Annotated in this window: 21 protein-coding genes and 1 other annotated feature; all 21 genes read right to left on the minus strand. The window is 37.5% G+C overall.

Annotated features, from left to right (window positions below; genetic code table 11):
* Positions 1–41: 41 nt before the first annotated feature.
* Positions 42–989, minus strand: a complete 948-nt coding sequence (locus tag DW114_RS15295) for a DHH family phosphoesterase (RefSeq protein ID WP_117454612.1) — start codon at positions 987–989, stop codon at positions 42–44.
* Entirely contained in the window at positions 989–2185 is a 1197-nt protein-coding gene (locus tag DW114_RS15300) for an acetate/propionate family kinase (protein ID WP_117454613.1), read from the minus strand. The genes DW114_RS15295 and DW114_RS15300 overlap by 1 nt, the downstream gene beginning before the upstream one ends.
* Before the next feature lie 14 nt (positions 2186–2199).
* Positions 2200–2514, minus strand: coding sequence for a YlxM family DNA-binding protein (gene ylxM / locus DW114_RS15305; protein WP_117454614.1), 315 nt, complete (start codon positions 2512–2514; stop codon positions 2200–2202).
* Positions 2507–3484, minus strand: a complete 978-nt coding sequence (gene ftsY / locus DW114_RS15310) for a signal recognition particle-docking protein FtsY (protein ID WP_117454615.1) — start codon at positions 3482–3484, stop codon at positions 2507–2509. The genes ylxM and ftsY overlap by 8 nt, the downstream gene beginning before the upstream one ends.
* A complete protein-coding gene (locus DW114_RS15315) occupies positions 3484–6426 on the minus strand; it encodes a chromosome segregation protein SMC (protein WP_117454616.1) in 2943 nt (980 codons plus the stop codon). The genes ftsY and DW114_RS15315 overlap by 1 nt, the downstream gene beginning before the upstream one ends.
* A 140-nt stretch (positions 6427–6566) precedes the next feature.
* Entirely contained in the window at positions 6567–7070 is a 504-nt protein-coding gene (locus DW114_RS15320) for a flavodoxin family protein (protein WP_117454617.1), read from the minus strand.
* A gap of 16 nt (positions 7071–7086) precedes the next feature.
* Positions 7087–8289, minus strand: a complete 1203-nt coding sequence (locus DW114_RS15325; protein ID WP_117454618.1) for an L-serine ammonia-lyase, iron-sulfur-dependent, subunit alpha — start codon at positions 8287–8289, stop codon at positions 7087–7089.
* Between the two features lie 2 nt (positions 8290–8291).
* Positions 8292–9251: a DNA polymerase III subunit delta gene (gene holA / locus DW114_RS15330; protein ID WP_117454619.1), complete on the minus strand. Its 960-nt coding sequence runs from the start codon at positions 9249–9251 to the stop codon at positions 8292–8294.
* Between the two features lie 45 nt (positions 9252–9296).
* The gene (locus tag DW114_RS15335) at positions 9297–11141 is read right to left on the minus strand and encodes a ComEC/Rec2 family competence protein (RefSeq protein WP_158552298.1); all 1845 of its coding nucleotides are present in this window, start codon (positions 11139–11141) and stop codon (positions 9297–9299) included.
* A gap of 128 nt (positions 11142–11269) precedes the next feature.
* Complete coding sequence (locus DW114_RS15340) at positions 11270–11734, minus strand: ComEA family DNA-binding protein (protein ID WP_117454621.1); 465 nt, start codon at positions 11732–11734, stop codon at positions 11270–11272.
* 79 nt (positions 11735–11813) lie between these two features.
* Positions 11814–12293, minus strand: coding sequence for a transcription elongation factor GreA (gene greA / locus DW114_RS15345; RefSeq protein WP_117454622.1), 480 nt, complete (start codon positions 12291–12293; stop codon positions 11814–11816).
* A 29-nt stretch (positions 12294–12322) separates the two neighbouring features.
* On the minus strand, positions 12323–12955 hold the full coding sequence (gene udk, locus DW114_RS15350; RefSeq protein ID WP_117454623.1) for a uridine kinase: 633 nt from the start codon (positions 12953–12955) through the stop codon (positions 12323–12325).
* 9 nt (positions 12956–12964) lie between these two features.
* The gene (gene mltG / locus DW114_RS15355) at positions 12965–14035 is read right to left on the minus strand and encodes an endolytic transglycosylase MltG (protein ID WP_117454624.1); all 1071 of its coding nucleotides are present in this window, start codon (positions 14033–14035) and stop codon (positions 12965–12967) included.
* The gene (locus tag DW114_RS15360) at positions 14013–14273 is read right to left on the minus strand and encodes a DUF1292 domain-containing protein (RefSeq protein ID WP_117454625.1); all 261 of its coding nucleotides are present in this window, start codon (positions 14271–14273) and stop codon (positions 14013–14015) included. The genes mltG and DW114_RS15360 overlap by 23 nt, the downstream gene beginning before the upstream one ends.
* Positions 14274–14314: 41 nt before the next feature.
* Positions 14315–14728, minus strand: a complete 414-nt coding sequence (gene ruvX / locus DW114_RS15365; protein WP_117454626.1) for a Holliday junction resolvase RuvX — start codon at positions 14726–14728, stop codon at positions 14315–14317.
* Positions 14728–14985, minus strand: a complete 258-nt coding sequence (locus tag DW114_RS15370) for an IreB family regulatory phosphoprotein (protein WP_117454627.1) — start codon at positions 14983–14985, stop codon at positions 14728–14730. Before DW114_RS15370 ends, ruvX begins: the two co-directional genes overlap by 1 nt.
* Before the next feature lie 59 nt (positions 14986–15044).
* Positions 15045–17672 (minus strand): alanine--tRNA ligase, encoded by a 2628-nt coding sequence (gene alaS / locus DW114_RS15375; protein ID WP_117454628.1) that lies wholly within the window; start codon positions 17670–17672, stop codon positions 15045–15047.
* Positions 17673–17708: 36 nt separating this feature from the next.
* Positions 17709–17909: a binding site (T-box leader), on the minus strand.
* A 33-nt stretch (positions 17910–17942) separates the two neighbouring features.
* Positions 17943–19058 (minus strand): AI-2E family transporter, encoded by a 1116-nt coding sequence (locus DW114_RS15380; protein ID WP_117454629.1) that lies wholly within the window; start codon positions 19056–19058, stop codon positions 17943–17945.
* A gap of 22 nt (positions 19059–19080) precedes the next feature.
* Positions 19081–19257 carry a hypothetical protein gene (locus tag DW114_RS21530; RefSeq protein WP_178695204.1) on the minus strand — a complete coding sequence of 59 codons (177 nt, stop codon included), beginning with the start codon at positions 19255–19257 and terminating at the stop codon, positions 19081–19083.
* Between the two features lie 43 nt (positions 19258–19300).
* Positions 19301–21475: an ATP-dependent RecD-like DNA helicase gene (locus DW114_RS15385; RefSeq protein ID WP_233509599.1), complete on the minus strand. Its 2175-nt coding sequence runs from the start codon at positions 21473–21475 to the stop codon at positions 19301–19303.
* Between the two features lie 50 nt (positions 21476–21525).
* Positions 21526–22680: a tRNA 2-thiouridine(34) synthase MnmA gene (gene mnmA, locus DW114_RS15390; protein WP_117454631.1), complete on the minus strand. Its 1155-nt coding sequence runs from the start codon at positions 22678–22680 to the stop codon at positions 21526–21528.
* Between the last annotated feature and the right edge of the window lie 127 nt (positions 22681–22807).

Consider the following 22807-nt stretch of genomic DNA (forward strand, 5'->3'; position numbering starts at 1 on the left):
TCCTTTCTTCTGATATAAGAAAAGGGCAAAAATCTGCCCTTTTATGCTTCGTTGATACGATCAAGAATTTCTTGAATGATCGTTTGAATTTCTTCATCATCAAGATTTTTTACACCACATGCGAACCGGTGTCCACCGCCATGATGCTTCATTGCGATATCGTTGATGGTTGTATTTCTTGAACGAAGACTTCCGTTGTATCGTTTGATTCCCTGTTCATCAATTTCTTTTTCCACGAATAGTGCCCATGCTTTAAAATCATAAACTCCACCGAATACAAACACTTTTTCTTTTGCTTCATTAAAGGATAAGCCAAAGCGTTCATAGTCTTCTTTGTGAACGATGATATATGCTAACTGGCCGCCTGCCACCTGGCAGTTGGAACGCAAGAAATTTTCATAATGAAACTGTTGTAACGATGTAGAGAAGTTTTCTTCATTAGAACGCTGTACATCCACCCCACAGGATAACAGATATGCGCCTGTGGAAAGGGTTTGAGGTGTAGTGGAAGGAATAGAATAACGTAATGTATCCGCAATCAAACCACTATATAAATATTGTGCAGCAGTTTTTGATAACGTCATGCCTTCTTTCAAAAACATGGTTGCCAAGATTTCACAAGTAGCCCCTGCCATATCTTCAATATATTCTTCATCCGCAAATTTTTCTACGAAAATATGGTGATCGACTTTTAAGCGATATGCAGCAGTCTTCCATCTTCCATCATCAATTCTACTGCCATTGGCAGTATCTAATATGATTGCTAATGATTGCTTCACAATTTCATCATCTACAATATCACTTTCAGGAAAATTTGAAACTTTACTGCCATCATCATTTCCTAAAGCATATACCTTTTTTTCAGGATATGTATCATTGATCCATTGTTTTAGTCCATATTGTGAACCAAGTGCATCTGCATCAGGTGAAACATGACGGTATATGGTAATGATATCATAGTCTTTGATTAGTTCTAATATTCGATTCATTATGCATTCATTAAACGGTAAGTATCACGAGCAATCATCAGTTCTTCATTTGTAGGGATCAACCATACCTGAATGTTACTGTCTTCTGTTGAAAGCAGAACTTCTTTGCCTCTGGATGTTGCGTTTAATTCCTGATTTAATTTTACACCAAATGCTTTTTCTAAACGAGCACAGATCAGTTTACGCATATTTGTGTCGTTTTCACCAATACCACCTGTGAATACGATTGCATCTGCGCCACCTAATTGTGCATAGTATCCACCAACTACATTGATTACACGGTTTACATAAACTTCTGTTGTTAAGATTGCGGCAGGATTTCCTGCTTTACAAGCATCTTCGATATCACGTGCATCTGAACTAATGCCGCTTACACCTAACATACCTGATTTTTTATTCATGACATCATCCATTTCATCTGGTGTCATTCCTGTTTTCTTCATCAAATACGTAACGATTGCTGGGTCGATATCTCCACATCTTGTACCCATCATAACGCCTGCAAGTGGTGTGAATCCCATAGAAGTATTCACAGATTTACCACCATCAACCGCTGTGATGCTTGCGCCATTTCCTAAGTGACAGGTAATGATTTTTGTATCTTCAATGTTTTTATTCATCAATTCAGCACAACGCAAGGATACATATTTGTGACTAGTACCGTGGAAGCCATAACGACGTACTTTATAGTTTTCGTAATATTCCATTGGTAATGGATAGATATAGCTTTCTTTTGGCATTGTCTGATGGAAAGCTGTGTCAAATACAAATACATGTTTGCAATTTGGCAGATTTTCCTTAAATGCGTTATATCCAATTAGTCCTGCTGGATTGTGTAAAGGCGCTAAGTCATTTAATGAAGTAAACTGTTCTACTACTTCATCTGTAACAGGTACTGATTCTTTGAAGATTTCACCACCGTGTACTGCACGATGACCAGCACCAACGATTTCATCTAAGCTTTCTACGATTTTGTATTCTACAAGTGCTTCCAGTAATAACGCAACTGCTTTTGTGTGATCTGGGATTGGTAATGTTTTCTTGATCTTTTCACCATTTACCTTGATGGTAAACATTGCGTCCTCAAAACCGATTTTTTCTACGATTCCACTTGTCAAGACTTCTTCGCTTGGCATTTCAAATAACTGAAATTTTAATGATGAACTTCCTGCGTTCACTGAAATAATTTTTGCCATAATTTCCTCCTGATTTATTCGATTCTTTCCAATTCTTCTATCAATGATAGAACGTTATCGTTTCCGACCGTTTTTATTTTATCATAAATTTGACGTCTTGTTTCATAATTCTTCACAAGATGCAGTTTTTTTTCGTAATCCAATAGGATTTTTTCGCTTCGCTTCACATGATCGCTCACTGCTGCTCTGGATATATGTAGTGTTTCACTGATTTCAGAAAGTGAAAAATCCTCTTTGAAATACAGCGACATAATCTCTTTTTGTTTATCCGTTAGTAGATTTTCATAAGCATCCAGTAAAGCATTCATTTCTTCCGTCTGCTCAATCATCCTCTAACAAATCCTCACAGATGCCATACAGATAGGAATCAATATCAAATGGGCGTAAGTCATCTTCTTTTTCACCCAAACCAATGTATTTAACAGGCAAGCCTAATAAATCACGTATCGCAATAACGATACCGCCTTTGGCAGTGCCATCCATCTTTGTTAAAATGATGCCGGTCACATTGGTTGTTTCTAAGAATATCTGTGCCTGTGAGATTCCATTTTGACCTGTTGTCGCATCTAATACCAGCCACACTTCATGTGGTGCCCCTGGAATTTCACGTTCACAAACACGACGCATTTTTTCCAGTTCCTTCATCAGATTGGCTTTGTTCTGTAAACGACCAGCTGTATCGCCAATCAATACATCCATCTGGTGTTCCTTGGCATAGCGACAGGCATCTACTAAGGTTGCACTAGGATCGCCACCTTCTCTGCCTTTGATACATGGAACATTTAATTTATCTGCCCATTTGGCTAATTGATCGATGGCACCGGCACGGAAAGTATCCGCAGCAGCCAGCACAACGCTTTTGCCTTCTTCCTGAAACTGTTTGGTTAGTTTTGCGGTCGTCGTCGTCTTTCCACTGCCATTGACACCAACCATTAAAATCACGGTAGGACCATCACTATTTTCATGAAATGGTTCATCTTCTTTTTCACAATACATATCATGCATGACTTCAATCAGACATTCGCTGATTTCATGGAAGCTTTTCAATTTTTGATCCATGGCACGATTTTCTACTTCATCCACGATTTTTTGAGCGGTCTTGATTCCGATATCCGCTTCCAAAAGCACGATCATCAATTCTTCCAGAAATTCTTCATCTACACCGCTGAAGCCTAATGCCAACCGGCGTATCCTTTCAGAAAAGGATTTTTTGGTTTTATCCAGTCCACTTAAATAACGGTCCTGGTCTTTTTCCTGTTTACCGGAAAATGTTTTTTTCAATTTTGAGAATATACCCATTATGCTTCCACCTCTTCTTTCTTGTCCACCATATTGATGGCATCCTGTAATTTTACCTTTAACAGCTGAGAAACACCGTTTTGCTGCATGGTTACCCCATATAAAGCATCACATTGCGCCATGGTTCCCGGACGATGGGTCACAACGATAAACTGGCTTTCCCCACGAAACTGGGTAATATATTTTGCGAATCGTTCTACATTTGCCTGATCAAGAGCTGCCTCGACCTCATCAAAGATACAAAGCGGCATTGTTCTAGCTTTTAAAATAGAGAACAATACACATATCGCAATTAATGATTTTTCACCACCGGAGAATAAACGGATATTCTGCACTGTCTTTCCTGGCGGACGTACTTCAATATCAATTCCGGTATTTAAGATATCACTTGGATCTACCAAAAACAATCTTGCACTTCCCCCGCCAAACAATGCACGGAATACATCATTTAATTCGTTATTGATCTTATCAAACATCTCTTTAAATTGATGAATCATAATTTCATCCATCTCATCAATGGCAACCATGATTTTATCTTTTGCTGCTATCAAATCGGCTTTTTGTTTTGTCAGGAATTCATAACGTTCATTGATTTCTTTATATTGCTGTGGCGCATCTAGATTGACATTTCCAAGGGATGCGATTTCCTGACGCAACTCTTTTACACGAATACGTGCTTCTTGCATATCGGTATCCATCTTTTGAGATTGCGCATATTCAAAAGTCATCTCATATGTTGCGCTTAAGCGTTCCATACTGGTTTCTAAACGTGTTTCTGCTTTTGCCTGGGATACTTCAATATCACGCATATCATTTTGGATGACATTTAATTCCCTGCGCAGTGCTCTTACCTGTTGTTCCTTGCGTTCAACCTCATTGCCGACTTTCATACGGCGTTCCCGCTTGCTTTTGATTGAAGAACTGACTTCATCGATCATACTGTGTGCTTTGCTTAAACGAACAATCAAATCATCTTCCATCAATTCAGAATCAACACCTTTATCTTCATCTGGCGCAACACTTTCATATTCTTCTTTTAAATGCTCCAGTTTTGACCATTTGGCTTTTACAATTGGATCAAGTTTTGCCAAAGATATCTGTATCTGGACACTTTGTGCATTGATTTGATCCTTTTTGGATTGTAACGCTGATAATTGTACTTTTAACTGATCTGTTTTTAGACGCTGTCCTTCCAGACTTTGCATCACACTGTTTAATTCTTTCTGGATCGTCAGTGGTGTTGCATTGTTTTTCTGTTTACCACCTGTCATACTACCGCCTCGATTGACGATATCCCCTTCCAGGGTAACGATTTTATATCCATATTTCAGCATCTTTGCGATTTCATTGGCATTGACAAGGTTATCGACGATGATCACATTGCCAAACAAAGAATCACGCAAATCATTAAAACGTTCTTCATTCTCCACAAATTCACTTGCGACACCCAAAAAGCCTTTCAGATTCTGGGCTAACATATAATGTTCTTTCATCATACGACGAGGGCGCATGACTGATAATGGCAGAAAAGTAGCACGTCCACTTTGATTCTTTTTCAAAAAGGATATCGCATGGCGAGCACTTGCCTCATCCTTTGTGACAATATGATACATTGCACCTGCCAAAGCATTTGATATTGCGGTTTCATAATTCGTCTGTGGTTTAAATATCTGGGATACCACGCCTTCAATTCCCTGTAATGTATTTCTGGCTTCCAGAATAGAACGTACCGCCTGTTGATGATTAAATGGCTGACGTGCCAGATTTTCTAATACATCTTTACGATTTTCCAAACGATTTAAAATCGCAGAAGCCTGTTGATTTTCACTTAAGCTGAAGCTGATATCACTTTCTACTTTTGAAAGCTCTTCTTTCTTTAACGCAAAATCCGTTTCCAGATCCTGTAAACGTTTCCGACGGTCTTCATATTCAAAGCTTGCTTCTTCCACCATGGCTTTTAATTCTCTGGCTTTTTCTGCGTTGCTTGCGGATTCTAAAGCATATTTACGCTTTTCATCCATCTCAATTTTTCGTGTTTCTAACAGCCGTACCTCTTCATTTGCTTTTGTAAAGCGTTCTTGCAGCTTATTGACTTCACGATCCAGCTGATACATCTCATTACGTAGTTCATTAATTTTATTGTCTTCTACCTGAATCGTAGTTTCATGCATTGCTTTTTGTGTATCCATATCAAATGCCTTTTTCTTCAGCTCATCGATATCTTCACTCAGCTTTTCAATCTCATCTACCAGAACACTGACTTCAATAACTTCCAGTTCTTTTTTCTTTTCGATGTATTGTTCGGCTTTTTTAGCCTGACGTTTTAAAGGATTTACCTGGCGTTCTAATTCCACAATAATATCCTCTAAACGCATCAGATTTTCCTGTGTACGATTCAGTTTTGATAAAGATTCATTCTTTCGTTTTTTATATTTTGCAACACCTGCCGCTTCTTCAAACAGCGCACGGCGTTCTTCTGGTTTTGCATCCGCAAAAGCTGAAATATTTCCCTGTGATATGATCGATAATGAATCACGTCCAAGTCCGGTATCCATAACCAGGTTGACGATATCTTTCAAACGACAAGGTGCCTTATTGATAAAATATTCCCCTTCTCCACTTTGACGATGCAGCTTTCTAGTAACTTCTACTTCTTCAAAATCGACATTCAATATATGTTTTGAGTTATCAAAGACAAGTGTGACTTCTGCCATATTGACCGCTTTACGCTGGGTGGAGCCACTAAAGATTACATCGCTCATACTGCTTCCACGAAGTGATTTTACACTTTGCTCCCCTAACACCCAGCGAATGGCATCATTGATATTGCTTTTTCCGCAGCCATTAGGGCCTACGATACCAATCACATCACTGTCAAAATTGATAACGGATTTATCCGCAAAGGACTTAAATCCTTGTAATTCTATCCGTTTTAAAAACATTCGGATCTTCCTTTCATGATCAATTGACCTAGTTTTACATTCCGTTTTATTATATCATAGTTTTTTGTATGAAAGAAGTCTATCGCAAGAAAACTGCCATAAAACAAAAGAAGCCGCATGTTCATGGCTTCTTTTCATCACTATCCTAATAAAGATTTAGCGAAACGTATGGCATTAGCGATATCTTGTTCGTTTGGATGATGAATTCCTTCTTCATAAGCTTCTAACTGTGCTTTTAAATGAATATCATCCGGTGTCTTCTTTAACATTTCACGATATCGTTCCATTGTTTTTTCGCCAACGCTGCCCTGGCATAAGAAATGTCCGATTACATGAACACCCTGTGCCTGTTCTTCAACCTTCGCCTTTACCATATCATAATATTTTGTGTTTTCTTTTGCACCCAATGTGCCAAACAATGCGACTTTCTTATCCAGCATGTGCTTTAATACTTCTTTACTCTTATCATCGCAAACACCTTTATCAACCCAGTATCCGATCATAAAGAAATCGAAGTTATCCATCATGGATACACGGAATTCATCCACAGAAATTATTTCTGTATCTTCCATTTCGTTCGCAATCGCCTGCGCAAGTTTTTTGGTATTACCTGTAAGTGAAGAATAAATTACCAGAGTTTTCATACGTAACGCTTCCTTTCTATTTCACTGGTACAATTGTAGCCAACCCGCCAAGACTTGTTTCTTTTAATTCAATAGCAAGTTTTTTACCTGTATAGTTCATGGTGTTGACCACCATGTCAAAGCTGACTTTATGATCTCTTAGACCATTTAATCCTTTCGCAAGGATTGCTGCATCCACAGAACGTAAAACACCGACAGCATTTCGTTCGATACATGGGATCATTACATATCCGCCAACTGGATCACATGTTAATCCTAAATGATGCTCAATACCGATTTCCGCAGCATATTCAATCTGTGCACTGTTTAATCCATGAAAATATGCCACCATGGCAGCACCCATACTGACCGCAGCGCCAATCTCTGCCTGACAGCCTCCCTGTGCACCTGATATCGTCGCATTCTCTTTGATCAAATTGCCAAATAATCCAGCAATCTTTAACCCATTGCGCATTGCTTCTTTAGAGTAACCCAGATTACGATGATAATAATAGACAAGGGATGGCATGATGCCACTGCTTCCAAGGGTTGGTGCTGTAACGGTAACATTCCCACTTGCATTTTCCTCACTTGCGGCATAGGCATATGCACTTAACAACAGCTTTTCTTTTTCAATGGCACTCTTACAGCTGTCTGCCTTTGCTTTTAAATCCCCTGCAACACGTGTCAAATGCAGACTACCTGGCAATTCTCCAACCTTGGATAATCCACGATCCACAGTTTCTAACATCGTTGTCATAATTTCATCCATATAATCATCTAATGGATCATATTTATTTACATATTCCCACAACTCCATATGATATTGGTCACAATAATCCAGAATATCTTTTAATGTATGATGTGGATATACATCTTTACCTTCTGTTTTTTCCTGTCCTTCAATGCGAATGGCACCACCGCCAATGGAATAAACGATCCATTCCCCAAGATTTTGATCCTGTGCATCAAGTGCAATCAGCTTCATCGTGTTGGGATGTTTTAAATCATGTCCGGTTTTGAAAAATACAGAACAATTTTTGGGCTTCATGGTTTCAATGATAATGTAATCCGTCAAGTGTCCTTTTCCCGTCAATGACAAAGACCCATAAAGCTCTACTTCAAAATGATCTGCTTGTGGAAATGCTTCTTTAAACAGTTTACTGGCCCTTTGTGGCCCTAATGTATGTGAAGATGAAGGACCTGGTCCTATCCTGTACAGCTCTTTTAATGATTTCATATCTATATACGATCTCCTTGCAATTCTAATAAAAACATCTCAAATCCCAGTTTTTTATCCAGCTGTCCACCCTTCATTTTCTGATCAAGAACAGCTAATTTAGAAAGGATATGAAGCAAATAAGGTGTGGATAGTTTTCTTGCATTCTGCATGGTTATCTGCACACGGTAAGGATGTGCGCCAAGCTTGGAAACAATCATATCTTTTCCAGCTCCCTGATCCATGAGCACTTTTACCTGATACAGAAAGCGAAACTGTCCTGCGAGTAAAGCAGTCAGATAAATGGCGTCTTTATTTAATACACAAAGGTCATACCATAAGCTGAACGCTTTTTTTAAATCACGGTCAACGACTGCATTCACCAGCTGAAACACATCATCCTCTAATGGACGATTGACCAGCTGTTCCACAACGCTGACATCGATTACACCACCAAATAACTCCAGTTTTTCCATTTCTGCTTTGATACTACGAATATCCAAAGGAAGCCGTTGATCCAGTTCTAAAAACGCATTTGGTTCCACAGAAAGATTTCGACGTTTGATTTCTTCCCGTATATAGTTTTGTTTACCTAAAGCATCCAGTCGGTGAAACTGCAATACTTTACAGGTCTTTTGCATCTTTTTTACGATCTTCTTTCTGGCATCCATTTTCTCAAAACTGCCAGTAAATATCAATATCGTAGATTCCATTGGGGCATCCAGATATTTATCCAGCAAAGAGATATCCATGTCCGTATCATTCACAGTAGATAAAAAATTGGCATTTCGGACAAGAATGACTTTTTGTTCAGCAAAGAAAGGAATCGTTGTCGCATCTTCCATAATGGTCTGCATATCACTTTGCAAAGCATCATACGTGATCATATTCAGATCATCCTTCTCAATGTGATGCTGTTTTAAGATACGCGATAATGCGCTTTCTAATTCATATTGTTCTTCACCATATAACACATAATTCATTCTTATCACCTAATTTATTATAACATCATGAACCCAAATACTCCATCATTTCTTTTGTTCATTTTGTGTGTTTTCAAAGATATGGTGGATACAGCCAAACTTGCAATCCGCTGTTTCAAAATATGTAAGAACTCCCTGGAAACGAATCGATATACCACCTTGCTTTTTTGTGATCAAAGGATAGACATGTTCCTTTTTTAAAAGATCCAATACTTCTTTATGCGGATGGCCATAACGATTGTTTCTGCCAGCGGATATCAATGCGAGTTTTGGACGATAATGATGGATAAAAGAGGGTGATGAAGCGGTATTAGAACCATGATGTCCTAATTTTAATACATCAACTTTTAAATCAGCATACTCCTTTAAAATGGCAGCTTCTGCGCCATATCCAGCATCTCCCATAAACAAATATCCAACATCATACATTTCAAAATATGTAATGATACTGTTTTCGTTGGCATTTTTCCCAATATAGTCCTGAATCAGAAAATGAAATGGGACACCTGAAACATCAATATCTTTTTGTTTTTCTGTGATGATTTTATGTATGGGAATCAGTTTTGCCAGCTCTTCTACTCCCCCACTATGATCATAATCCTCATGTGTAACGATGAGTGCATCAATCTTATGTATACCACGTTTTTGCAGGACAGGTAAAATGATGTCTTTAGGTATATCTTTATACAAACTACCCATTGCGTCAATCATAATTACCCCCTGATGAAAAGGCAGTGTGATCACTGTACAATCCCCCTGTCCCACATCGATCATATAAATCTCCCCAAAAGGATTTAGATAACAGCCAAACTGTGAAAACAGCAATAATAAAGCAAATCTCACAAATGGATACTTTTTATCTTCACTGATGTATCTTACAAGTGCATAGCCCCATGCCACAAGCCACCAAAGGGCTGGCACATACCAGAAAGTGAAATGAAAAGATGAAAGATATTCCAGACTTCTAACTCCCATAGACAATAAAACGGAAGGAATCGGTAAAGCAATCATCAGGACAGCCAGCAGATACAAGCATGCGGACAGATAACGAAAAATCGAAAACAACAGGATAGATACAACATCGATCTTTTGCATACAAAAAAATTGAATTGGGATCAACACAAGCAATGATACGACCTTTTTCTTTCGTTTTTGTAGCTGAAAAACAGATACCAGATAAAACGCCACAGGTATGAGAAATGATAATTCTAGTGCCATGTATGGGGCAATCATAAGAATCAAAAACATACTACAACCTAGCCGATCTTTCATATCCATATGAGGAAATAAGAAACGAATCAATTGAAAACTGAGGACACGAAGCATTGTAGGGGATAAAACAGTTGCGTAAGCATGTATACCCATACCAAAGAAACAAAGTAATTCCAACGTCTGTTTTTCAAAGAATAACGACAAGAAAGAGCGTATCATCTGCCAAAGGGTTGTGATATGCATTCCACTTGATGTGATAAGATAACTTTCCTCCTCTTGCCGGATACCAAAGAGCATAGAATTTAATAAAGAACGTGTTGTTTCATCTTTTGACTGGATATAGCGATAAAGATCATGTGATAAACCTGTTCCCTCTTTTATGACTTCGTAATCCTTCACATCAAGCGCATATTGGATATTTCTGTTTTTACACCACGCAGGAAAATAAAATTCTGGTGGATTATGTACGCCATCGATCAATTCAAAATTGCCTTGTACTTTTATTACATCCTGAAAAGATACGTCTTTTACATTGTATAAAAGGACTTTTTGATGATCACATTCTCCAATCAAATAAGAGCTTTTGATTTCCTGAATCGTGATGATCTTACTTGTTGGCATTTGCTGAGTATGTGGTTGGATACGAAATATTGCGCCTATCAAAAGGATAAGAAACAATATATGTCCCTTTTGAAAATGGCGAAAATGAAACACGCACGCAACAAACGTTAAAAATATTGAAGCTAGCAGGGATTGGGATATGATCATCCCCCAGATCAGCAATGATAAAAACAACCAGCTTTGTTTCATAGGCAGATCATATTCTGTATTTTCGCATACATGGCATCTCCGATACCTTTTACTTCTTTAATTTCTTCTAAACTTTGAAAAGGTTTTTCCATTCGATAAGCAACAATCCGTTTGGCTATCGCCGGTCCAACGCCCGGTAAACTGTCTAACTCCTCTTCACTTGCGGAATTAATGGAAATAAGTGCTGTTTCTTTTATCTCTGGAATCACTAAGACGCTTTCATCAGGAAGATCCAAGCTTAAGTTTAAGGACGAGGTATCTGCATTATCCAAACAGCCTTGCGCCTTTTTTAAAATATCTTCTACACTTGCATGGGCATCTACCTCATACACACCTGGTGCTTGGATTGCGCCCTTGACTTCAATACTTTTTGTTTTAGATTCATATTGTGACATATCCACAAATTGATATCTGGAACAAAGTAATAATACAAAAAACAAAACGACCATCATTTTCTTCATAAAAAAACACCTCCTATGTATATATATACGTAAAAGGGAGGTGAAAATCCTAAAAAAAATCCGATTTTTTTCGGATTTTTTATTTTAAAGCAATAATTTTTACATCATATGGTTCTTCAACGTTTTCAATGGTAACGATGTCACCGGCTTTATTATCCATCAATGCAGAAGCAAGTGGTGTGATATTACTCAATTTTCCATTTAATGGATCTGATTCGATAGAACCTACAATGGTATATGTTTCCTCTTCATTTGTATCCATATCAAGGATTGTCACAGTAGAACCTAAGGTTACGGTTTTGTTTGCGACAGATGATTTGTCTTCACTGATGATTTCAGCTTTGGCAATCATAGATTCCAATTCACGAATTCTTGCTTCTACACGAGCCTGGTGATCACGGGCTGCATCATAGTCAGCATTTTCACTCAAGTCACCCTGTGCACGTGCTTCCTGTAATTCACGAATAACTTCATCACGTACAACATGAATCAGATTATCCTGTTCTTTGACTAATTCATCATAACCTTCTTGCGTTACTAAAAATTTTTCCTCAGCCATAATTGTTATTTCACTCCTATCGCATGGTATTATACCATGTTTTTCTTAATTATACTACTAATTTTTGTGATCAGAAGATCGATTGCGACCAAGTTATGGCCGCCTTCGGGAATAATGATATCTGCATAGCGTTTGCTTGGTTCCACAAAGCGTTCATGCATCACACGAACCGTAGTACTGTATTGTTCTATCACAGAATCAAGGGTTCTTCCTCGTTTTTTAACATCACGTTTTAATCGCCTGATCAAACGGACATCCGCATCTGTATCAACAAACACTTTAATATCACACAACTCACGAAGTGCTTCATCTTCTAAGATAAACAGACCTTCTAAAACGATGACATCACATGGATAAATCGTTTCTGTAAGAGCACTTCGATTATGCTCCACAAAATCATATGTTGGCTTTTCTATCATTTCTCCATGTAAAAGCGCTTGTATATGTTGAGCCAGCAAGGCATTATCAAAAGCAAAAGGATGATCGTAATTTGTTTTTATTCGTTCTTCCATCGTTTTATCACTTTGATCCTTATAGTAATCATCCTGACGAATAATGGATACCGATGCACTATCCTCAAAGATTTCTTTTAATTGCCTGGAAATGCTTGTTTTCCCAGAGGCACTGCCTCCTGCAATTCCAATCACCATTGTTTTTTTCATACCTGCCTCTTATTTACGAAGATTGTATTTATCAATATTTGCTTCCTGTTCTTCTAATGTTTTAGAATAATACACTTTGCCATCTCCATGAATATCTGCCACAAAGTACAAATAATCACTTTTGGTTGGATGTAATGTAGCAACAATTGCATCTTCCCCTGGATTTTCAATTGGACCAATTGGCAATCCTTCATGGATATATGTATTATAAGGAGAATCAATGTTGGTATTGACTTCACAATCATCCGGACTGGTTAGTTTATCATACATTGCATAACATACCGTTACACTGGAACCTAACGTCATATTCTGATTCAGACGATTATAGAATACCCCGGCAATCATCTTCATATCTTCTGGCTTGCTTGCTTCATACTGCACAATACTTGCCATTGTGATAATATCGTGAAGACTTTTACCGCTTTGCTTGATATCATCTTTATATTTATCATAAATACTCTGGAAATGATTCAGGAATGTTTCTGTGACTTTTTTACCATCCGCATCTTTTGCGAATGTATAGGTCTGTGGAAACAGATACCCTTCCAGTTTTACCCTGACCTGATCATTTAATACATCGTCCTTTAAGAATGTGTAGGTTTTCATTAATTCTTTGATATACGCATCATCATTCCATAAGGCAATCAGATCTTCTGCTTTTAATCCCAGTTTTTTTTCAATCTCTACTGCCATATCCTTTGCCCACATGCCTTCTCGAAAAGTAATCATCACTTCATCACCTTTGGCTTTGTTGGCATCGTTTAATACAGTCAGGATTTCTTTGGTACTCCAGCTTTTATCAAGCATAAAATTACCTGCTTTTACATCCTGCAAACCATTTAGTTTTGCATATAGCTTTGTGATCGTCGTATTGCGAATCAAATCTTTTTCTTTTAGATTTGCGGCAATCACAGACATGCCTTCTCCATTTTTGATTTCAAAAGGAACCTTTTCACTGGTTGTGGTTACAGACTTTAGATTTTGTGTATAAAACAAAAAACCTCCCAAGCCAAGTGCAACAACAATGGCAGCAATCACTGCGATAATCGCTATTTTTTTATTCTTCAGCTGCTTCTTCATCTTCTGCGAATGCTCCTATGACTTCTTCCACCATTGCCCATTCTTCATCAGTTTCGATTGGCAATAAGTTTCCTTCATCATCATAGCGAGAAGCAAATACTTCTCCATCTTCATTGTCTGGGTCTTCAAATACAACGTATTTGTTTCCCTTTTCTTCATCATCAAATGTAAACAAAATCTCCATGCGTTTTTCATTTCCATTTTCGTCTGTTACATATAAACTGCTTGTGTCTAACATTTTCTTTCCTCCTAAAATTCTTAGGGGCTTATCAAGAGCCCCTAATATTTACTATCTAAATAGCTTTGTAAAATCTGTACAGCCGCCATCTGATCAATGACTTTTTTTCGTTTCTTACGAGATACATTGCCTGCAATCAATATTTTTTCTGCCGCAACGGTGGTTAAACGTTCATCCCAAAGCACGACTTCTATACCTAGTGTTTCCAGTTTTTCTTTAAAAGCATAGCTGATTTCACCGCGAATGCCAACATCCCCGTTCATGTGTTTGGGAAGACCAAGAACAGCGGTTGTAATCTGAAATTCTTTGATGTATTTTTTTACCTGCTCAAAAGCAGAATCATAATCATCACTTTCAAAGCGAAGGGTTTCTACCGGGCGCGCAATCATGCCAAGTGCATCACTGACACTGACTCCCAGTGTTTTACTTCCTAGATCCAATCCTAATGTACGCATTATTTATCATCTTCCAGATATGCTCTCACCAGTTCTTCAATGATTTCATATCGTTCCACACTTTGAATAACCGTACGTGCATTGTTATGTGAGCTGATATATGCAGGATCATTGCTGATCAGATAACCGGCAAGCTGATTTACTGAATTATATCCTCTTTCATCCAATGCATCTTTTACTAAGCGTAATACATGCTTGATATTGTCCCTTTTTAAATCATCTGATTTAAAAGACATCGTTTCCGTAACATCTTTCATCGTATTACCTCCTTTGTTCATACCCTTATTTTAGCTTATTTTAACGCAAAATGAAACCCTTATGACAGGATATTTACAATTTCACGCATTGCATCATCAATTTTGGAAGTATCCTTGCCACCAGATTGTGCCATGTCGTTTCTTCCTCCGCCTTTACCATCACAGATAGTCGCAGCACTACGTACTAAATCACCACATTTGATGCCGCCTGCAACTGCTTTTTCATCTGCGCCGGCAACAAATACAACTTTATCATTTTGTACACTGCCAAGGAATACGACCACATTTTCTTTTTGTGACTTGATAGAAGATACGATATCTTTCATCGCTTTGGCATCAACACCATCTACACGTTCTACCAATACATTTCGGCCGTTTATTTCTTTACAATGATGGATCATATCATTTGCCTGTAAAGAGAACATTTTCGCCTGTAAAGCAGCAAGTTCTTTTTTCAGCTGAGCATTTTCATCTAACACCTGTACAACTTTTGTTTCAACATTGGCAATGCCTTTCATTTTCAAATCAGAAGCAATTGCATGTAGGGTATCATTTTCTTTTGCGAATTCTTCATATGCGCCATATCCTGTTTTTGCGGTGATACGACGTATTCCTGAGCCGATACTTTCTTCACTGATGATCTTGCATACACCGATTTCCTGCGTATTATTGACATGGCATCCACCACAGAATTCTTTAGATACATCACCCATGGTAACAACGCGTACCACATCTCCATATTTTTCATCAAATAAGGCTGTAGCGCCTGATTTCTTCGCTTCTTCGATTGGCATTTCCACCTTGCTTACGGCGTAGTGACCTGCGATAAACTGATTGACAATATGTTCGATTTCTTTTAACTGTGCATCATTCACTTTTTCAAAATGTGTGAAGTCAAAACGCAAATATTCATCACTGACAAAACTTCCCGCCTGCTGGATGTGATTACCCACTACCTGTTTTAATGCACTCTGTAGTAAATGTGTACATGAGTGGTTATTGGTAATGATATCACGTTTTTGATTATCTACATGCAAGGTAAAAGTATCATTGACATGCATGCTTCCAAATGCGATTTTAATTTTATGCAGGTGCTGTTTATGAGGCGCCTTGATTGTGGTTTCTACCATTGCTTTACAATTATCGTTTTCAATTTCTCCACTATCACCGATCTGTCCACCACTTTCAGCATAGAATACCGTTGTATCAAATACAACATCGCCCTCATCATTGATCTCATCGACTTTGACACCATCTTTGAATAAGCCGATAACTTTTGCTTCTACCACTCTTTGATCATAACCAATAAAGCTGCTTTCTAAAGTGAAATCCATCAAATCTTTAGATTGTGAAGACATAGATTGTGCATCTTCACGCGCATTACGTGCACGTTCTCTTTGTTTTTCCATTTCAGCATCAAAGCCTGCTTCATCAATTGTATAGCCGCTTTCTTCTGCGATTTCTTTGGTTAGTTCTAATGGGAAACCATATGTATCATATAATTTAAATGCTGTTACACCATCAATTAGTTTATCTTGTGCATGTGCTTCCATAACATCTTTCAACAGTTTTTCACCATCAGCCAGTGTCGCATGGAAACGTTCTTCTTCAGCTTTTACCAGTTTTGCGATATAATCTAATTTTTCTTCCAGATATGGATAGTAATCTTTCATGATTTCATAAACCACTGGTACCAAACGATACATAAATGCACCTTCGATTTTTAACTTTTTGCCAAAACGAACAGCACGGCGCAGCACACGGCGTAAAACATAGCCACGGCCTTCATTGGCAAATAATGCGCCATCAGCTAATGCAAATGTGACTGTACGGATATGGTCTGCGATAACACGAAATGCCATCTTATGTTCTGCATCTGCATAACGACACTGTGTATATTTTTCTGTTTCATAAATAATTGGCAGGAATAAATCTGTGTCAAAGTTTGTTTCTCCACCTTGAACAAGTGCAACCAAACGTTCTAATCCCATACCTGTGTCGATGTTTTTCTGTGGCAGTTCTTTATATTCGCTGCGTGGTAATTCTGGTTTACAATCAAATTGTGAGAATACAACATTCCATACTTCAATATAACGATCATTTTCCAATTCTTCAAAGAACAGACGTTCTCCCAATCCTTCAGGATCATACGCTGGTCCACGATCATAGAAGATTTCACTGTCTGGTCCTCCAGGTCCTTCTCCGATTTCCCAGAAGTTATCATCTGTTTTTAAGATATGAGATGGATCCACACCACATACCTGTGTCCAGATACGATATGCATCGTCATCATCTGTGTAAACAGATACATATAATCGCTCTTTATCAAAGCCAATCCATTCAGGGCTTGTTAGAAACTCCCATGCGAAAGGAATTGCTTCTTCTTTGAAGTAATCACCAATAGAAAAATTTCCCAGCATTTCAAAGAATGTATGATGACGTGCGGTCTTTCCTACATTTTCAATATCATTGGTACGAATAGATTTCTGTGCATTGGCAATTCTTGGACTTTCTGGTTTTACAGAGCCATCAAAATATTTCTTTAATGCTGCTACCCCTGCATTGATCCATAAAAGCGTTGGATCATCATGTGGAACAAGGGATGCGCCTGGCTCAATCATATGGCCTTTTGATTTGAAATATTCCAGAAATAACGCTCTAATCTGACTACCTGTCAACTGTTTCATAAAAATTCCTCCTTACAATAAAAAAATCGTTCCATGCATAGGAACGATAAATTGTTTTCTTACCGCGGTACCATCCTAGTTCACTCAAAAAGAGTACACCTTAATTTCTTCATTAACGCCGAAGATCCGCGTATCCACTCCCAAGCAGCCTTCCATAAGTCCTATACAAAAGCTTTCACCAACCGCTTTCTCTCTACCGTATTCTTCCTATGTACTCCTCTTGTTCATCGTGTTTTTATGCGTTTCAATTATAACAAATCCATTCTTTTTTTACAAGGATTTTCTTTCCATCCGCCCTTCCTTTTCTTCCTGTTTCATGGCTTCATCAAAATCCTGCCAGATATCATCCCATTCTCCTACACGATCACTGGTTTTTGCATGCAGATAACTTCGTATGGCAATTTGTGCAATACTGGCAAAAATAGGAGATAAAATGACGCCAATCACCCCAAATAAAGCTTCTCCGATAAAGATGAACACAAAAGATAAAATCGGGCGTACATTCATGGTATGATTAAAAATCAAAGGCTGAATAATATTGCTTTCCAACTGTTGAATACTCCAGACGATGGCAAATGCAAGCCATGGAAATACTGGATAGCTTAAAGCGGCCACAATAGCGATCAAGATAAGACCAAGCGTAGCACCAACATAAGGAAATAAATTTAAAAATGCCAAAATGATTGCGTATAGAAACGCATTGGGAAAATCAAAAAAGTATAAAGTAATGCCGACACTGATCATGATGAAGAATAAATCTAATATCGTTCCTACCAGATACTGATAGACGATATTACTCATCGTATGATAGAAATTAGAATACCGCTGATAATCTGTAAAAAGCTTTTTGGCACTGCGTTTCCAATAATCAAGATCTAAAGATAAAAAGAAAGCTGTGAAAAAGGCGATTCCATAATCTGTAAATGTATTCATGGTTGTTTTTAAAGAGTCAATCACTACCACATAGCCTTCCTGCACATATTTATTTTTAAAATCTTCCATATTCCCATAAACGATATGATATTTTTCAAGAAACTGTTCTACCTTTTCAACCCAGTTTGGTAAAACTTCCATAAAGTCCACCATCTGATGATACAACAAAGGAATCAAACAGATAACAAATAAAATGAGTGATACAATGATAAAAGTATAAACAATAAAAACAGCGATTTTAGCTGAAACATATTTTTCTAATTTATCAATAAAGGGCTGTAGAAACAAAGCAATCAAAACACCGCCAAATACAGGCATCATGCTTTGAAAGATAGATGTCATCCATGGGTAAAGTGCTAACTGTTTCAATAACAGAACCAATAAAAGTGCAGATAAAAAGAAAGGTATTAATTTTTTTGCGTATGTCAGGATTTGAGTAAAGGCATGTTTCATAAAAGAAAAACCCCGAATGGGGTTAATCCATATCCATACATTCGCAAATCGTGTCACCTGCATGGTGCAGCTTTTTCATCATTTTACGCTTTGCTTTTTTTGACTTATGACAGATTTCTTCTAATTCATCTTCCTCATTGTAGCCAATATAAATTCCAACAAGCATACTTAAAGCTGCAGTTACGATATATTTATTCATGTTATCACTCCTGACAATCTTATTATGGAGTGTAATTTACAAACTATCCGAAAACAGATAAGATTCTTTGCGTCAGTGTACTTTTTCTAACGTGTCTGTCCGCTACTTGAATTGCATGTTGAAACAATTCCATATCGCCTAGTAAAACTAGACTTTTTTTCGCACGAGTGACAGCGGTATAAAGCAATCGCTTCTGAAGCATATAGCGATAATCTTTTACAATCGGCAAAATCACGATTGGATATTCACTACCCTGACTTTTATGAATGGATATACAATAGGCATGTGAAATATTATAAAGATTTTCTCCGCTATATTCTACGATATGATCATCAAACTCTACCATTAACTTGTTTTTATTTTGAACATCCTCGCTTGCGTAAATGATTTCTCTTAATATTCCAATATCTCCATTGCTTACCTGATCATCCGGCTGATTTTTCAACTGTAAGATTTTATCTTCTTCTCGAAATATTCGATAACCTACCTTTAATTCACGTTTAAACTCATCTGGTGGATTCATCATTTGTTGTAAAGCATTATTTAAAGCATCAATACCAGCTACACCCTGATACATTGGAACGAGCACTTGAATATCCTTTGTATCATAGCCTTTGCTTAGTGCATTGCTAACTACCTGATTTACAAGATTACGGACTTCAAAATTCTGACAAGGAAAAAATGCAATATCCTGCATTTGATCAAAATCAGGTGTTTCATTTTCCTTGATCATATGCGCAAGAGCGACTACATCGCTGCCTTCCTGTTGACGAAATATTTTTTCTAATCTTGTTAATGGAAAACAATTGCTTTTAATCAAATCCTTTAACACACAACCAGGTCCAACACTTGCTAACTGATCCTCATCCCCGATAAGTAATATTTTCTTTATATCCCGACATGCCAATAATAAATTGTAAAACAGCCATTGATCAACCATGGAAAATTCATCAATAATCAATACATCTGCCTGAATTGGTTCTGTTTCATTTACTAGAAATGTATTGCTTTCTAAATCCCATTTTAATAATGAATGAATTGTGACAGCTCTTCCATCACTTAACTGCGCTAGACGTTTTGCGGCACGGCCGGTAGGTGCGCATAATGATATGATTTGATCTGGATAATACTGCTGATACAAGGATAAAATTCCTTGCACAATGGTTGTTTTACCGGTTCCGGGTCCGCCTGTAATGATAGAAAAAGGCTCTTTAAAGAAGCTTGATATCGCTTGTTTCTGTTTTTCTTCATAAGAAATATGTAACTTGTTTTCAAGTATTGTGATATCATTCTGCAGATGCGTGATATCTACCTGTTCCATTTCTTCATATGGGAAATTTCCAAGAAATACAGCAATGCCTTTTTCAGCATCATATTGGGTATTATGATAAATACGTTCATCCTCCATCATTAATAAACGATCTGCAAACAATTCTTGAAGATATGGCTCTAAATCAATCTGTTCCATGCCATAGCGCTTTTTCAATTCTCTGGAAATTTGAGATGCACTCACATAAGTATCACCATTCGACATGCATATATCTAATACAGAAGATAAAATTGCTGCCTTGATTCGGTAAGGATGATCAATAGAAAAAGATAACTCCATTGCGACCTTATCAGCAGTCGCAAATCCAATACCATCAATATCTTCCACCATTTGATAAGGATTCTCTTTCACAACCTCTACCGCTTCTTTTCCATAAGCTGCTTCTAGTTTCATAATATTTTTTACACTCATTCCAAATTTGGAAAAAAACACGATAGAATCATCCAGATCACCATGCTCTCTGATTCCCTGATAAATGGCATTGCGTTTCTTCTCATTCATACCTTCAATGTCATCCAGCACATGAATATCATCTTTAATTTTCAATAAAGCATCTTCACCAAGATGATCCACAATCTGTTTTGCGGTTTTCTTCCCAATACCAGGAAATGCGGCACTGGAAAAATAACGAATCAGACTGTTCTCATCATTTGGCATCATTTTTTCATAACTGATCACTTGAAATTGCATACCATAACGGGCATGTTCCTTATATTCACCCTGCAAAGAATAACGTTCCTCTTCAACCAGCTCCTTAAAAATGCCTGTTGCTGTAAATTCTTCTTCTTTTGCATCATAGGTCACAAATTTCGCAACCGTATAACCATTTTCTTCATTTCGAAATATCGTATATAGATGCCTTGCTTCTAATTTTTGGTATTCTTCCAAACAAATACCCCCTTTCATGATAGAAACACTCTTCTATATGAAGAGTGCACTTATTTATTTTCACGATTTTCTATTTTAGACTGCATGCTTTCCTTATCTTTGAAAACATCCTCGATAACACCGCCGCCCAAACATTCTTCATTCAGGTAGAATACAGCTTCCTGTCCACAAGTAACACTGGATACGCCTTGCGGATAGGTCACAAAAACGGTTGATTCATCAATAAAGCGAATGGTAACATCATTGTCTTTTTGTCGATATCTAAATTTTGCAGTGCATGCCAATTCTCCTTCAGGTTTTTCACTTGGGAACCAGTTAACACCACTCACAATACAGCTGTCTGTATACAGCCAGTCACTTTCATTTCCATTTGTCACAAACAAGATATTTTTCTTGACATCTTTTCCAACCACAAACCAAGGTCCCCGTGTACCACCAATACCAAGTCCTTTACGTTGTCCAATTGTATAATACATGACACCAATGTGTTTGCCTAAGACTTCCATAGTTTCAATATCCACAATATCGCCATCCTGGCTAGGAAGATAGTTTTTTAAAAACTCACGGAAATTACGTTCGCCAATAAAACAAATACCTGTGGAATCCTTTTTGGTTGCGACACTCTCCAATGCAAGTTTTTCAGCAATCTCTCTGACTTCATGTTTTTCTAAGTTTCCAATTGGAAACAATGTGTGACGCAATGCTTCTTTCGGCATCTGACATAAAAAATATGTCTGATCCTTATTGTTATCAGCGTCTCTTAGTAAACGACTGTATTCATCACCATGTTCTACCTGTGCATAGTGTCCTGTTGCGACTGTATCAAATCCCATACTTTGTGCATACTTAAAAAATGCATCAAATTTTATATATTTATTACAGAGGATATCTGGATTTGGGGTCCTACCTTTTTTATACTCATCAATAAAGTATGTAAATACATGATCCCAATATTCTTTCACAAAATCTACGCGATATAATGGAAGTTCTAATGCGTCCGCAACTGCTTTTGCATCTGCATAATCTTGTTCCTGAGGACACACATCATCCTGAATTGTCGGATTTCCCAATATATCGTTATTGGCATAAGAATCCCAATTACGCATAAATGCACAGGAAACATCATATCCCTGTTCTTTTAATATATATGCTGCTACTGCGGAATCTACTCCACCAGATAAACCTAACAATACCTTTTGTTTCATACTTATCACCTGCTTTATTATAACGTACTGTTTAAAAAAAAGAAACCATATATTTGATATCTTTCATATATTTAGAAAATAAAAAAAAGCCTCACAAATGTGAGGCAAACAGACCTGGCAACGTGCT

The organism is Absiella sp. AM09-50 (assembly GCF_003433845.1).
Lineage (GTDB): Bacteria > Bacillota_I > Bacilli_A > Erysipelotrichales > Erysipelotrichaceae > Hoskinsella > Hoskinsella hominis.